At 36.8% G+C, this 14,125-nt stretch carries 16 protein-coding genes; 7 read left to right on the top strand and 9 right to left on the bottom strand.

Features of this window, described 5'->3' with window-relative positions; translation table 11 throughout:
- Nucleotides 1–147: 147 nt before the first annotated feature.
- The 6 genes from O9316_RS12035 to O9316_RS12010 all read right to left on the bottom strand — a co-directional run bounded on the left by O9316_RS12035 (nt 148) and on the right by O9316_RS12010 (nt 4,345).
- On the bottom strand, nt 148–585 hold the full coding sequence (locus tag O9316_RS12035) for a protein-export chaperone SecB (protein ID WP_298204203.1): 438 nt from the start codon (nt 583–585) through the stop codon (nt 148–150).
- A gap of 5 nt (nt 586–590) precedes the next feature.
- Nucleotides 591–842: a hypothetical protein gene (locus O9316_RS12030; RefSeq protein ID WP_298204202.1), complete on the bottom strand. Its 252-nt coding sequence runs from the start codon at nt 840–842 to the stop codon at nt 591–593.
- An 11-nt stretch (nt 843–853) separates the two neighbouring features.
- Nucleotides 854–1,387, bottom strand: coding sequence for a hypothetical protein (locus O9316_RS12025; protein ID WP_298204201.1), 534 nt, complete (start codon nt 1,385–1,387; stop codon nt 854–856).
- A 433-nt stretch (nt 1,388–1,820) separates the two neighbouring features.
- Nucleotides 1,821–2,486 (bottom strand): response regulator, encoded by a 666-nt coding sequence (locus O9316_RS12020; protein ID WP_298204200.1) that lies wholly within the window; start codon nt 2,484–2,486, stop codon nt 1,821–1,823.
- Between the two features lie 5 nt (nt 2,487–2,491).
- Nucleotides 2,492–4,138, bottom strand: a complete 1,647-nt coding sequence (locus tag O9316_RS12015; protein ID WP_298204199.1) for a tetratricopeptide repeat-containing sensor histidine kinase — start codon at nt 4,136–4,138, stop codon at nt 2,492–2,494.
- Between the two features lie 36 nt (nt 4,139–4,174).
- The gene (locus O9316_RS12010) at nt 4,175–4,345 is read right to left on the bottom strand and encodes a hypothetical protein (protein WP_298204198.1); all 171 of its coding nucleotides are present in this window, start codon (nt 4,343–4,345) and stop codon (nt 4,175–4,177) included.
- 340 nt (nt 4,346–4,685) lie between these two features.
- On the opposite strand from O9316_RS12010, the gene O9316_RS12005 reads away from it, so the two are divergent.
- A complete protein-coding gene (locus O9316_RS12005; protein ID WP_298204197.1) occupies nt 4,686–5,549 on the top strand; it encodes a hypothetical protein in 864 nt (287 codons plus the stop codon).
- 755 nt (nt 5,550–6,304) lie between these two features.
- Here O9316_RS12005 and O9316_RS12000 read toward each other — a convergent pair.
- Both O9316_RS12000 and O9316_RS11995 read right to left on the bottom strand, forming a co-directional pair.
- On the bottom strand, nt 6,305–6,871 hold the full coding sequence (locus O9316_RS12000; protein WP_298204195.1) for a hypothetical protein: 567 nt from the start codon (nt 6,869–6,871) through the stop codon (nt 6,305–6,307).
- Between the two features lie 172 nt (nt 6,872–7,043).
- A complete protein-coding gene (locus O9316_RS11995) occupies nt 7,044–7,559 on the bottom strand; it encodes a hypothetical protein (protein WP_298204194.1) in 516 nt (171 codons plus the stop codon).
- 301 nt (nt 7,560–7,860) lie between these two features.
- Between O9316_RS11995 and O9316_RS11990 the strand changes: the two genes are divergently transcribed.
- From O9316_RS11990 to O9316_RS11965, 6 genes are all read left to right on the top strand, one after another.
- Nucleotides 7,861–8,337 (top strand): hypothetical protein, encoded by a 477-nt coding sequence (locus O9316_RS11990; protein WP_298347252.1) that lies wholly within the window; start codon nt 7,861–7,863, stop codon nt 8,335–8,337.
- Nucleotides 8,338–8,470: 133 nt separating this feature from the next.
- Nucleotides 8,471–8,911 (top strand): hypothetical protein, encoded by a 441-nt coding sequence (locus O9316_RS11985; RefSeq protein WP_298204192.1) that lies wholly within the window; start codon nt 8,471–8,473, stop codon nt 8,909–8,911.
- Nucleotides 8,912–9,289: 378 nt separating this feature from the next.
- Entirely contained in the window at nt 9,290–9,952 is a 663-nt protein-coding gene (locus O9316_RS11980; protein WP_298204191.1) for a TonB family protein, read from the top strand.
- A 192-nt stretch (nt 9,953–10,144) separates the two neighbouring features.
- Complete coding sequence (locus tag O9316_RS11975) at nt 10,145–10,588, top strand: WG repeat-containing protein (protein ID WP_298204190.1); 444 nt, start codon at nt 10,145–10,147, stop codon at nt 10,586–10,588.
- Between the two features lie 239 nt (nt 10,589–10,827).
- Nucleotides 10,828–11,355, top strand: coding sequence for a hypothetical protein (locus O9316_RS11970; RefSeq protein ID WP_298204189.1), 528 nt, complete (start codon nt 10,828–10,830; stop codon nt 11,353–11,355).
- Between the two features lie 186 nt (nt 11,356–11,541).
- Entirely contained in the window at nt 11,542–11,832 is a 291-nt protein-coding gene (locus tag O9316_RS11965; RefSeq protein ID WP_298204188.1) for a hypothetical protein, read from the top strand.
- 168 nt (nt 11,833–12,000) lie between these two features.
- Here O9316_RS11965 and O9316_RS11960 read toward each other — a convergent pair whose 3' ends face one another.
- Nucleotides 12,001–14,109, bottom strand: a complete 2,109-nt coding sequence (locus O9316_RS11960; RefSeq protein ID WP_298204187.1) for a M1 family metallopeptidase — start codon at nt 14,107–14,109, stop codon at nt 12,001–12,003.
- Between the last annotated feature and the right edge of the window lie 16 nt (nt 14,110–14,125).

Genomic DNA, 14,125 nt, shown 5'->3' with positions numbered 1-14,125 from the left:
TTGGAGTTTTGGACTACAACTAAAAAATAAACCTCGCTTATCCCGAAGTTTCGGGAGCTTAAACGAGGTTGTTTTTTACGAATTATTTTGAAAAATTTTATTTTGAATGGGTTGTGCAACAGTTACCGCTGTTGTGTGTAGTGTTTATTATTTTTTGTTTACTTCGATAATATCCTCTTCTGAAATTTGTTTTAGTTCACCTTTAAAAAATTGAGGGGGTATATTAAGAGTTCCAGTAACGTTGCCTAAATTTGAAGTTAATGTAGATATAAAAGATCTAATATATGGAAACATTATTGCTGGAGCATTCATATTAACAAAATGACTTTTCATTTTATCATCGTCAACATCATTCAATTCAAAACTACCAATTGCAACTATAAATAAATTAAAAACTTCATCAACAGATATATTTACTTCTTGAATTATTTTAAAATGATTTTTGTTGTCTTTAGGAAAAAAAACTTTGGGCTCAATATCAATATTAATTTCTTGATTTTCTAAAAGTTGTTTATCAGACTGAAAATTAACAACTGGGAAATCAACACTTAAAAATCTTAGTTTTACTTGTGTTTCAATACTCATAATACCTATGCAGCAATTAGATAATCACAGGTTGAAAAGTAATCTTGTGTAAAAAAAGGCGTTTTGTTATTAATCAAATGCTCTTTTGACTGAGTAATTTCAACTCTGTTTGAAGGAATGTTTTTAAATGTGCCTTCACCAAAATTAGATATATACTTCTTTAACCTTCTGTTGAGAAGCCAAGAAGTCAAAGATTCAGAAGTTTCTAAAGCTAAAGCTTTATCTAATTGTTCTTCTAATAATTTTAAATCTAACATATCTATTTTCTTTATATAACTCTTACTGAGTCTTGAAGTGCAAAATTATAAATAATTTTTGGATTATAAACAGCTATTTGAATTCGTTTTCTAAAAGCTACAGTTCTGACTTTTCTTTTTTTACTTTGTCGATATACAATTGGTTTAACTAATGCTTTCTCTGAATTAGTTGGTAAATCTTGAAATTGTATGTAATCGACTTGTGGCCAAACATTTTTATCCCTTATGTAGTCATTTAATTCTTTCAGGGTAGGCTTTTCATGCGTTTTAATCATTATTTTTTTTGCAATCTTTTCTAACTGTTGAATCCAGAAATAATAATGAGTTTCATTAAAGACTGTATCTAAAAAACTCTCAGATTTAATATCACAAGTATAAATCTCAAAATATCCAGTAGCTCTTTTTGAATTATGTCCCCAATCATAAGCGTCTGATTCTTCTTTCCAAAAATAAAGAGCTTCTCCCAGCCACGCATCATCTCTCGTGCATGGGATTGGGAATGATAATATTTTTTTATGTTTTTCTTGAGTATGATATACAGTCACTTAATGTATGATTTTTTTTGCAATTTAGTAATTTTATATAGAGTTCCAAAACATTACACAAAACGTTCGGCCAGGTCTTAATTATCATTTAATACCCCCACAAGTTAACCATTCTCCCACTATCCCCAACTACGGTTTTTACCTGTTTTTGTTCGTATTTAACCTACCTACTAAACTAATAATCCCTTCCCACACCATTTTACGGTTTTCCTCATTTCCCTCAACAAAAAAGCCCAGATCTCTCCGGGCTTACTTTTTTTTAAAGGCATATACGAACGTGTGGATCACTTGTCCATCACAAAGGTAACAGCCCGAAAAGATCCCATTTTACGGTTTTCCGTAAAACGAGAAAAAAAATATTTTTGGTTGATTGCATAGCTATCCAGTGCACAGTAGCCACTAATTCAACATTTAAAATTTAAAATTTAGAACATCACAATATCCCGCGGTCTTTGGCAATACTGATTAAGTGAACCAAGTTACGGGCGTTAAAAGCATCGCGTAATCGGGCAATACGCTTTTCGATGGCACTTTTGCTATGGGGTTTGATGCCTTGTTGATGGAAGTATTCCCCTATTTCTTCTTGGTTCAATCCCGTGGCGAGTTGGCTTAACAAGGCTATTTCATAACTGTCTAAACTAACAAAACCCGATTCCTGCTGTACGTGAGGCAATTCAGGGTCGATATACGGTACCTGCGCCGCGACCGCTTGAATGGCTTGCTTTAACTTTTCAATACTGCGGCGTCCTTTCACAACGTAGCCCATTACGCCTAGCGTTTCTACTAATTTTTTGACACGATAGGGTTTGTCTTCAATCGTATAAACAATAGTTTTTAGTTCGGGATAGGTCAAATGAATCGCTTCCACTAAGGCTTCCCCTCCTTTTAAGGCGACATCGCGATAGTCTTTTTCAAACGATAAATCAGTAATCACCAAATCATAGGGCACGCCTCTACCGGCGGCTGCTTTTATTTTCGTCCACGCATCATCGCAATATTTTACCACGGTAATGTCTGAAACGCCGAAGGATTCCAAAACTTGGTTTACCGATTGACTAATACTGTCAATATCTTCTACTATAATTACTTTCTGAACCATAACCGTTATTTGGGTAGTATAAATTTAAGAGCACAACCTGTGGGTTGATGCGTTTCAAAACTAATACTTCCGCCCAAGGTTAAAATACGGTTTTCCACATTTACCAAACCATTTTTTGGAGATACACCAGTGGGCATACCGATTCCGTTGTCTTCATAGTGCACTACCAACTGATGCTTACTCGTTTCAAAGGTTATTTGTACCCGATTGGCACCACTGTGTTTTTTCATATTCACCAATAACTCTTGCAGTACGCGGTACAGTGTGATTTTAGAAGTAGTTGCTATCAAATTCCAATCAATCCGTTCCACGTTTAAGGCAATCACCGCAACGGTTGGCGAACTGAATCCCGACATGAGTTCGAGCAATTCCTCTTTAAACGTCAACCCAGTTTCAATGGCACCAGTAGAACGCGACAGGAATCGAGTGCGTTGGTAAATTTCTTCCAAGTGATCCAAAACTGCTTCTTTGTTTGGAGAATCAGGCGTTTGGTTTTCCACAAAAGAAAGCGTTTTAAACACATCATTGGCCAATTCATCGTGAACCTTCTTTGACAAACGCAACTCCGTTTCATAAGTAGCCCGCAATATCCGATTACGCAACCGTAAGCGTTGGTTTACAAAATAAACACCCCCTACACATACTAAAACACCCGCTGCAATAAGGAGCAACTGCAACTGTGAACGAAATCGTTCATTCTCTTTTCGAACTAAGTTTGCATCATAAATAACACTAGTGAAGTAAACTTTAGCTTTTGAGCGCACCACATCCAAACTGTCCGAAAGCCGTAAATACTGCTCCATAGGTTCCTTGGCTTTGGCGTTGGGTAACGCTTGAATCAAATAGCGTAACGCTTCCAATCGGTCTTCAGGATGATGGAGTTGGCTAGCATAACCATAAGCCTTTTGAGCCCAAATCACCGCCGAATCGCGTTGCCCTTGTCGCAAATAATAGGCTGCATAATGCATGGTACTCGCCGTAAGTTCAAGAGGATTCCCCAATGAATCCCGAAGACGGTAGGCCCTATCCAACCAAGCCTTTGTTTGCGGATGATTCAGATAGAGCGCAGCAGCGGCTTGATTATCGCGAATTTTAGCATAACAATCAGGTAAAGTATCCAACCCTGGCGTTTGAATGAGCTTCGAGTAATAGGATAACGCTCTCGGATAATCCTGTGCTTGGAGGTATAAATACCCAATATTGTTGCGCAGAAGCAGTTGATCTTTGGCATCGGTTTTTAACGCCAAAGCACGCTCCATATAGTGCCGAGCATTGACATAATCATGTTGCTCACTAAAATTATTGCCCAAAGCCGCATAAACATTCGAACGGTACAACGTGTCTTTCAAATACGATAAAGTTTGCGTAAGTAATGAATCGGCACCCGCATAATCTCCAAAACGGGTTTGTATTTTAGCCATCTCGATACTACTATACGCTTTCCATCGGGGCGTCGTATCATTCGTATAACCCAAGGATCGATAATAGTGCCCAAAAGCCTTTTGATAATCATAGGTGGCCTTAGCCGAATCCGCAGCATCCAAACAAGCATAATAATGCGTGCCTAAATCGTTGGGACGGTCGTTACAACTCACAACAGTCAACAAAAAAACAATAGCAAAAAAAAACGGGAAATGAGTGGCCAACTTCATTTCCCGAAAATACAAAACGTTTCCTACAATTCAAAGTTAAGGTTTTGGTCTTGGATTGTTAGGATCACCCAACTGTCCTCCCGTACTGTCATTGAGTCTTAAGGTCTGGTTTGTCGAGTCTGAGGGGCTTGAGATGGCCTCGTCAGCGGTACAAGACACAAAGGCAAGGGTAGCCACTACCGCGAGGGCTAATACTATTTTTTTCATGATTTTTAAGATTAAATGAAACTTGGATTTTTCGGTGTACCGATGAGCAAAGGGCGGCAAAACACACCCCGTCCGATATACATCCGTGTTTGGGAAGTACGGTGATGGGGAACGGCAACGTGATTTTTACTTCCCGAAAAAACTTCGGTTACCGCCCGACCACCGGGTTGTAATTTCTGTTGTACAAAAAGTTCCAAAGCGCTTAGGAACCGCAGTAATTACAGGGCAAAGGAAAACACCAAAAAAGCAATGAACACAAGGCATTTCCGATATTTCCTCTCTTTCCTAAGATTTCCTGTTTTTCATATCTTTAGGAAATAAAATCCAATAACCTACAGTCATGAAAACGATAGAAACCTATGCCCAAGCGATACTAGAATACCTCGCCTTAAATGCCAATGAAAATGGTATGGATCTTAAAACCACAAATCGAAGTGACCTACGCGAATACCTCGCCCAATTAGTGGAAAACGGATGTACAGAAAATGATCTACGGGTCATTCAACACGGATTAAAGCTAAACCTTGAGGTGAACGGTGCCACCATTAGACGATGCAGTGCCGAAGAATTTCGCAGTGTAGAAAACTTTATCAAAGGAAAAACAGCCAAACCCAGCACTACAGTAGTGGAGCTAGCAGCCGTTTTAGCCCAATTTCCATTGCGCCCCTATGCAAAATACCGAAACTCCTATGAGAATATTACTTTTGAAAAAACAGATAACAATAATACTTATACTGAAATAGTAAAAACGCTCAACCCGAACGAGAAATCATTACACCCAAAGGAACAAAGGGAGTCAACGAGCGCAAAAAAAAGAAAAATAACATGGCGACAAGGCATTGGAATCACTGGGTTTTTAGGGATTTTGTGTTGGGGGATCTCAAGTTTTTTAAACCAGCCCGAATGCATGCAATGGCAAGAAAATAGATATGTCTTGGTAGCGTGCCAAAAAAGCGTGAGTCCGGGAGAAGCCCCCGTTGTGGGGTATCAAAAGGAAGAGTTTAATCAGCGAAAAGTAGAATTACAAGACAGTACCGTCTTTTTTAAAAATGGAAAACCCTTGTATTTTTATTGTAAAGTCAACGGCACTCCCGAATTCTTTATTCAAGATGGAAACCATCCTGTGTACCAAGAAAAACAATTAATGGCAATATCAGGGTACATCGTTCAAAAATATCTAGTGAATAAAAAAGAAGCTGATTAATTACAAAAGTTTGGAATTGATAGTAACAACATATCAAAAAAATATAAAAATGTGTTACAAGACAGTAACTGTAACGATGAGAATTGTATGTAACTAAGTAAACTGAAAGAGTAGCATAAATTGTTAACCCAAAGTAAAGCGAAATAAAAGATATTAATACGGTAATATTGACTTATCATCTTGCCAACTTGGTATGAAAGATTGACCATTGGATATAACAACTCCATGTATACCAAATTCCAAATAAAAGAGGCAAAAAAACCTCATAAAGCAGCTGCCTCTACGATCCTCCATAGATGCGCCATAGATACGCCATAGATAGTCCATGAGGAGTCCATGAAAAAAAGAACTAAAACCAATAGTCGAAAACTATAAAAAATAGTCGAAAACCATCGAAAATTAACCCTATAAATCAAGACCTAAAACCCAATGTAAAAAACTATACTAAAATTGCACTACTGTTAGAATAATAAAATCCTTGCGTTCTTCGCGCAACCTTTGCTCCTTTGCGGTTTAAAAAAAGGCCAACGGCCGCGATTCTTTGCATACTTAATCCATTGCGTACTTCGCGTAACCTTTGCCCCTTTGCGGTTAAAAAAAAGACCAAAGGCCACAATACTTAGTGCCCTCAAACCTTTGAGCCTTCGTGCCTTCGTGGCAAAGAAAAAAGAAGCAAGAGAAAAGAAGTTATACACCCATTCCACTTTTACACCACATACGAACCACGAATACGACCGAAAACTATCACTTTAATCTTAAAACATTTGCAAAACTTTTTCAATTCCCAAGGGCAAAAGAGTAATCAATAAAATTACTACTAGGGGTACTAAAAGATGAAATCTTGTTAACTCAAAACGCTTTTGAAAATCGTATTGAATGAGACGGAATAGCATTACTAAATTAATAACTAAAATTATAACCCTAATGAATTGGATAGCTTCAAAAGGTTGAACTGAATCAAAAATCAATTTTACCACATTATATCCACCTTTTACACTCAAATAAAAAATCGAACCAACTAGTAATTGCCATCCCCAAGACTTTCGTAGTAACAAACCAATACTGCCTAACAAAAGTACAAAATACCCAAACCCTCTCAATAGCTCATGGCAATAGATACGGACTTCTGTAAATGAACTCTCTTTATAAAATCCAATGGAAATATAATTTTCAGATATTCTTGTTGCAACAATAACTTGAACAATTAAAAATAAAATACTGATAAGTAAAAAATAAATTCCGATGAGGCGTTCTTGCCAAAGTAAAGTTATCTTCATGGAGGAAAAGGCTTTTAAATTTGAATCTATGTATCTAATTTTCAAATACACCTATTTTTGGTTTTGAGGTACTGAACAATGGTATTTCTTTTTAGATAAATGAATTGTTTAATGCATAATTTAGACGCCATCTTTCGACTTATGACTTACGACTGAGACAGTGACTGCGACTGAACACTACCCCACTCCCGAAGTTTCAGGAGTTTGGGAGCGGGTTTTAAGGTAATCCTTCTTTTGTTTTAATGCAGTTTAAACTATTCAATTCATTTCCTGTATTGACAATTAAATTATTTTTAAAATACACTCTAATTAGTCTCGAAATGTAATCATTAATGATTATCTCACAATATTTACTTCGCTCACAAAAATTTAATAAAGCTATTATACCCAAATTTAACCCATCTCTATTTGACAAGTTTAGAATAGTGTAATTATTATTTTCGATTATTACAAAATGAACTCTACTATGATTCCGTGTTTGATAAAAACTATAAATTCCATTTTTCAAATCGCCTTTATGATAATCATTTTGAATTCCAATAACATCTATTTGTCTTCTACCACTTTTATAGTCATCAATTTCAAATTCTCTAATATCATTATTTTTGATTAAAAAGGTAATTAAGTGTGTTTTTAAAGAATCAAAAGTTAAAGTATTTAAATCTTGTGAATTAGAGTTACTATATATCAACAATGCAACTAAATATTTAATAATTTTTCTTTTTATTTTCATTTTCTACTTTTTTGATTAATCATATAAAATTTTCCCCGCACTACCCCACTCCCGAAGTTTCGGAACCTTGGTGAAGCTTTACAATAACACCTATACGATAGGATTGACTTTGACAAATTTCAATTCGTGCGCAAGCTGGAAAATTAAAGAATTTAAAATTATTTCAAAAAATCAATGATTTTTATTAAAAAAATAAAACCACCAATAATAAGCACAACAGCCGCAAACCAACCTTTAAAAGTCTGCGCTTTAGAAAATAAATCATAATCCTGTAGCCTTCCCTAAAATATTGCAAGACAGTTTGGATGTTTTTAAGAATAGACCAAACGCTATAATGTTTTGTCAGGAATTAAAAAAAATAACCATAGAAATTCCAATCAAAAGGAAAGATGGATTGGTTTTTCCTCCAATTCCGGGAAATATTTATATCGGCAATCTTATAAACGATAAAGTAAAAGGAGAAAAGTTCTTCACATCAAAAGATTCTTTGACCATTTTAGAACAAAATTCAAATCCTGAAAAAATTGAAATTGACAAAAGTCTATCCGAAAATATAAATTCAACAACTTTCGAAATAGAATTAGAGAAAAGAAAAAACGGAAAGGAATATAATTTCTATAATTTATCAATTCCAATATTTTCGCTTGACAGACAAAAAGCTTTTGTAGAACTTGAACATCATTGTGGAAGTCTTTGCGGAAGTGGAAAAGGTATTTATTTAAAGAAAATTAATGGAAAATGGAAAATTGTTGAAACTTGGCGGACTTGGATAAGCTAAAAAAAACATCTGCTAACAGTGGTACCTGTTGCACAACCCCTCTCAAAAACTAATTTATATAACTTATCAAAAAAAACAACCTCGTTTAAGCTCCCGAATAAAAATCAAACAATTCCATTGTAACCCTATCACTATGAAAACCTTTAGCTCCTCCCTTATCGTCTTTGCCCTGTTAAGCCTTCCCTATTCCCTTCTTGCGCAATCCACCGCAGTTGTGGGCACCTATGCGAAACATATTCTAACCGTCGACCTGGATGTGTTGGAATATCAAATCACCTTGAAGAATGATGGCACGTTTACCTTTTCATACTATTCAAAACTAAAAAATCGAATCCCCACCGAAGACCACAAAGAAGGACACGGAACCTGGGTGCTGGAAAAAAATATCGTAACATTCACCAACAGCACTTCCACTGCCGAGATGCCCCAAAATCGTTTAGATTTTTCTGAAACTCAAGCCCGGTGGATGGCGCCTTCCCCACGCAATACTAGCGCCACTGTAAAACCGCAACAATTGTTGTTTCTGAGTTCCAAAGTCAATTGGTTGCCACGGTTGGTGCTAGAGAAAACCTAACCACTGCATTTGTCTCCCTGCTTATTGCATCAAGCGTCGCAATTCGGCCTGCTCGTCTTGGTGTTAGAGTGACCTGCCTAGGCCGGCAGGCAGGCTAGTGACACCTGATCGCGCGGATTTGTAATCCGTGCTAATCCCCGCTCCCGAGCTCCCGAAATTTCGGAGTAAGCGCGGTTGTTTTTTTAGGGGTCGTTCAAAATCCCAAAATTTAGAGGGCTGATAATCCCCGCCTCCGCGCTCCCAAAGCGTCGGGAATGTTGCATGTTTAAAGAAACGAAATAACTATTCTTCTTCCTTGGTTTTTGCTATATTTGTTGGAAAGTCTGTGAAGTTTTTCATGGTCTTACGTTACCAGCATTTTTAAACACATCTGCAATTATGAAACATATCTTTCTATTTTTCATTTTAACGTTTGGCTTTTTATGTAATGGACAAAATGTTATCGAATATAAAAATGAACAAATAAACGCAATTGATGAAAATGGAAAACAAACTGGAATTTGGAAACTTTATGACGACGAAAAAAAAATAATGATTGTAATGGAGTTTAAGAATGGAGAAATTATTAGCGATACAAAATACTATTATGATTCAAACCTTATAGCTTCATATAAAGGCAACGACTTAATAGAAATTTATAAAGATGGTAAAACTATCAAAGGATATTTTTTCAGAAAAGAAAATGGAGGTCAAACCATAGTTGACAGTAAAGGAAAAGAATTGGAGGTTGAAACTTTAAGGTATTTTTATCTGTCTGGTCAGGTAATGCCAATGTATTATGGCGGTCAAACTTTATTGTTTGATTTTATAGGTAAAAACATAGATTATAAATCAATAAAAAATAACAAAGGAAAAGTAAAAGTGAAATTTGTTATTGACACTCTTGGTAGAACAGATCAAATAGAAATTGTAGAAAGCACTAATGAAGAACTGAACGAAGAAGCTAAAAGAATAGTGCAAAATCTTCCGAGATGGCAACCAGCACATCAAGGTGGCGCATTTGTGCGGTGTCCATATATTATTCCAATAACAATAAACTAAAACTGATGGTAACAGCCGTTTCGCACTATTGCTGGTTTATATTGAATCAAACTTCTTTCTTCACGATTATTTATATCTTAGCAAAACACGCGTCGTTCGCTCGTATCGCCATATCGCCAAGCAGAGAACCCTTAGATGCCATATTCTAAGTACTCCAATAAATGAGAAAATTAATATAATACCGAAAACAAAATGAAAAACAAATTATTGATTTTTATGCTTGTTATTATTTCAAGTTTAAGCCATTCCCAAAACAGCTACCAAAGAATCTACAATTATGATGAATATCACAAAGATTGGGCTTTGGTAAAAACTACAACTGGAACATTCGGATTTATTGACAGATCAGGAAAAATAGTCGTTAAACCGATTTATGCGAAAATTGGAAAATTTGGAGAAATTAAGAACGATTTAGCTTTGGTCAAAAGTATTTCAAAAACGTATGGCCTGATTAACAAAGACGGAAAAGAAGTGGTCAAAACAATTTATGCGCACATTGGAAAATTTGGAGAAATTGTAAAAGATTTAGCTTTGGTAAAATCAATTACAGGAACTTACGGATTTATTGATAAAAATGGGAATGAAATTGTACCGGTCATTTGTTATAGTATCGATGAAGCAAAAGGAAGAGTTTGAAATGGCTCTGATTCATAAAAATAGTATCTAAAAGCATAACCCGATAAAGCTAAATTTCCCCTCGCTTCCACCCTATTTTCACGACCCGCCTCAAGTTTACTTTTAGAAGCAAAAAACGTTTATCTTAGTAAAAGAAAAGGCTATCGTTTTAATCGCCAAAGTCGCGAGGCGAAGAATGTTAACATCAATTTTCATGACGCCCAGATATTTAAAAAACCGAATACAACTTTGATAAAATTATGAATTATTTTCTTGTTATCTTTCTAGTTTTAATTTTATCAGGTTGTAAAAAAGAAGGTCCTAAAACAATGACTTTAACACAAATCGAAAGCTTAAGTTTTAGACGTTCGTATGCTGGACATGAACATTTGACCGATAAACAATTAGACAGCTTATATAAGACTAATCCAATTTTGGATTATGAAATTAAACAAAGTTTATCTGCTAAACTTAACAAGAAAAAAATTCTTAATGGAAAAGAATTACGTATAGAAAAATTCAAAGAGAATTTGAACAAAAGAACCATTGGTAGAAAAATAGAAGTAAGCTATTCGTTTGATTTTAAAAAAGCAAATGCAATAAACATTATAATAAAGAATAGCAATGTGGAGATAAAAAAACACGTTGATTTTGATACAAATAATTTCGTTGGAGTTGTTTACGAAGATTTAAATAACGACACTATTGAAGAAATACTAATCTTGGAAAATTTCTACATGATGAATGGCGATAATTTTGTGTTATCAATATTCAAGTTGACACCATAAAACTATTGCCAACTGCCCCTAGCCACTATGGCTCGAATGTGCTAAATTGTTGTTAAGTTTACACGAAAAACGTTTATCTTAGTATGAAAATAATCGTTTCACTTTGACCGCCACTGTCGCGAGGGCAATGCAACATAAGCGACAACCTCTAAAAAATTGCATGAATCAACTTTTCTTAAATTAAGTATGTTATTATATAAAATTCTTTATAAGTTTTCGCTATATGGTGGTATATTACTTTTAGTTGTAGGAATCATACAAAAATCAACAGCCATATTAGCAAGAGGTTTAACTTTTAGTAAGTATGGAAATGTTTCCTACGGAATACTAGATGGAAATGGAACTTTACTTCTCTCTGCCGGATGCTTAATACTAAGCTTTTGGAGCAGAAAAGTATTCTTAAATTTAGAAAAGGAAAGACAACAAAAAATAAATAGTGAAAGGCTTGAATTCAAACAGAAAAGGAGAAAAAAATAAGGCTGTCACCAACCATAGATATGCTGCTTTGACAGCATTCTCTTCACTTCCTCCCTATTTCCTCGACCCGCAAATTGTGAACAATATGTATTAAAAACAAGTGTCTGAAAGATAATATTCCTTTCACTTAGACCGATATTATCGCCGGACAGCGGAGCGAAAACCACCTTACTTAAGCAACCGTTGCAACTCCGTTTTTTCGTCGGTTGAAAGTTCAGGAATCAGGGCCATAAACCGTTCGCGCAACGCCTCTTGTTTAATCAATTTGCGAATGGTATCGCGTGCATATTTGACCAACTGCCATTTGGGATGTTGCGTGGCATTGACCAAGTTTTTGAGGACGGTTTTCTCTTGGGGAAAAAGAGAAACGGCTTGTTGAAAGGCAGGAATTCGAGTAACACTTTCGTACCTGGGCGACGTAAAATCAATCAACTCCGCCTTCAACGAGGCATAATCGGGACTCGTTTCAGACATCAAGACCAAATACGCCCCCAAATAGGCAATCCGCAACCCCAAATCATTGGCACCACGCCAGTCTTTGGCGATTTCAAAATAACGCATCCGATCGTTAGGAAAACGCTTTAACAAATGAACCAAAGCATTGCCCCGCACCTCATAGGAAGGCGCCTGCAACAAGGTTTCATAGCTTGCTTTCAACGGTTCAGGGATATCCGTAAGCAGTTCACTCACCGCCGTCAATACATCGATATTATCCCCATGTAATGCCAAACGGTACAAGGCTTCGGTTTGCGCGATGGGGTGCCCTTTGAGTTGAAACAGCACTTCGGCTTGCAAGGGCCAAAACGCCTTCGATGCTAACAGGGTTGTAAAACGTGAAAGCTTATTTTCGAGCGGAAGACTGCGCTCTTTTTGGAGTTGCACCAAAGCTTGTATCGTGGCACTCTTTGCCAAGCATTGGTTGATGTCGGCTTCGGGATACTTGTACGATTCCAACCACCGCTGCTGAAACGCCTCTGTGTCAAAATCGGAATAGTGTTGCACTACAGCCAAAAAATCGGCGGTTACCACATTTTTAAACGCATACTTTTTTAAATAGGCTTTTACAATCCTATCAAACACCTTTTTCCCTACCTGATCCCGAAGGTAATGCAATGCCCAAGCGCCTTTTTGATAATACGACAACGAACTCGCTTTTTCATGTAAAATGGGTACCGTATCGTTTTTGGCCGCCGCTTTAATTAAGTTGGCATTACGGTACAATTGATAGTAGAAGTAATCTTCGCCAAACAACTCTTTTTCAGCTAATAAAGCATAATAGGTAGCAAATCCTTCTTGCAACCAATGGTGCTTCCCTGATTGGGCCGTAATCAAATCGCCAAACCATTGATGGGCCAATTCATGGGCATTGACATTGCAATAATTTTTATCATTTACGGCTATAGAATCTACGACATAATCTTGAGCAAATAACGTGGACGTTGTGTTTTCCATACCCGCATACAAAAAGTCTCGCACCGGAATTTGTCGGTAAATGCGCCAGGGATATTTGACGCCAATTTCTTTTTCCAAAAAATTAAAAATCCGTTCATTGTGCCAATACGTGGTTGCCCATTTATCGGCATCTTTGGGTTGGAAGTAGGATTCTAACGGAATACCCGAAGCGCTGGTTTCTGATTTCACAGCAAAGTTCCCCACGGCCAACATGACCAAATACGACGCCATCGGTTTTTTCATACGGTAGTTCCATGTGGTGTATATTTTTCCTTCTTGGATAGCGCGAAAGGATTCTTTCTTTACCAATTCGCCATTACTAAGGGCGGTCAATCGGTTGGGATTGGCGACTTCATTTTCGAGCGTAGTCACACTGATGGAGAACGTGAGCTTTTCATTGACATCATCAAAACTGGGCAACCAATGGCTGGTGTACTTGCCTTGTCCTTGGGTCCAAATTTGATAATCATCGGAGGTTCCCACAAAATACAATGCTTGTTTCGGACGGGCCTTATAATTAAATGACAAGCGATTTTTCCCTTTTTTAAATCCGGTATACAAGAGCAACTGACGCTCATTGGCATTGTACTCGACCGCTTTTCCATTGAGCATCATCAAACTAAAGCGCATGTTTTTGGCGTCAATACGAAGGGTATCGGTAGGCGCCTTCACGGTAAAAGTGAATTGGCAATGACCACTTACTTCTTTGGTGTCAAAATTAGGAAACACCGTAGCTTTCAAGGCCGTAAAATCTACGGATACAGGCGGTTGAGCCCATAGAAAACCAGTGGCAAACAACGAGAGAAGTAAAGTGTAAAAACGCATAACAAAGGCTTTGGAC

The organism is Flavobacterium sp. (assembly GCF_027533505.1).
GTDB lineage: Bacteria > Bacteroidota > Bacteroidia > Flavobacteriales > Flavobacteriaceae > Flavobacterium.
Note: the sequence above shows the minus strand (reverse complement) of the source record. Positions and strands in the feature narration are given on the sequence as shown.

What these genes read in the sequence shown, in the direction of transcription:
- O9316_RS11980 (WP_298204191.1), top strand. Translation starts at nt 9,290, where the DNA reads ATGAAACATATCTTTCTATTTTTCATTTTAACGTTTGGCTTTTTATGT.
- O9316_RS11975 (WP_298204190.1), top strand. Translation starts at nt 10,145, where the DNA reads ATGAAAAACAAATTATTGATTTTTATGCTTGTTATTATTTCAAGTTTA.
- O9316_RS11960 (WP_298204187.1), bottom strand. Translation starts at nt 14,109, where the DNA reads ATGCGTTTTTACACTTTACTTCTCTCGTTGTTTGCCACTGGTTTTCTA.
- O9316_RS12020 (WP_298204200.1), bottom strand. Translation starts at nt 2,486, where the DNA reads ATGGTTCAGAAAGTAATTATAGTAGAAGATATTGACAGTATTAGTCAA.
- O9316_RS12005 (WP_298204197.1), top strand. Translation starts at nt 4,686, where the DNA reads ATGAAAACGATAGAAACCTATGCCCAAGCGATACTAGAATACCTCGCC.
- O9316_RS11965 (WP_298204188.1), top strand. Translation starts at nt 11,542, where the DNA reads ATGTTATTATATAAAATTCTTTATAAGTTTTCGCTATATGGTGGTATA.
- O9316_RS12015 (WP_298204199.1), bottom strand. Translation starts at nt 4,138, where the DNA reads ATGAAGTTGGCCACTCATTTCCCGTTTTTTTTTGCTATTGTTTTTTTG.
- O9316_RS12030 (WP_298204202.1), bottom strand. Translation starts at nt 842, where the DNA reads ATGTTAGATTTAAAATTATTAGAAGAACAATTAGATAAAGCTTTAGCT.
- O9316_RS12010 (WP_298204198.1), bottom strand. Translation starts at nt 4,345, where the DNA reads ATGAAAAAAATAGTATTAGCCCTCGCGGTAGTGGCTACCCTTGCCTTT.
- O9316_RS11995 (WP_298204194.1), bottom strand. Translation starts at nt 7,559, where the DNA reads ATGAAAATAAAAAGAAAAATTATTAAATATTTAGTTGCATTGTTGATA.
- O9316_RS11985 (WP_298204192.1), top strand. Translation starts at nt 8,471, where the DNA reads ATGAAAACCTTTAGCTCCTCCCTTATCGTCTTTGCCCTGTTAAGCCTT.
- O9316_RS12035 (WP_298204203.1), bottom strand. Translation starts at nt 585, where the DNA reads ATGAGTATTGAAACACAAGTAAAACTAAGATTTTTAAGTGTTGATTTC.
- O9316_RS11970 (WP_298204189.1), top strand. Translation starts at nt 10,828, where the DNA reads ATGAATTATTTTCTTGTTATCTTTCTAGTTTTAATTTTATCAGGTTGT.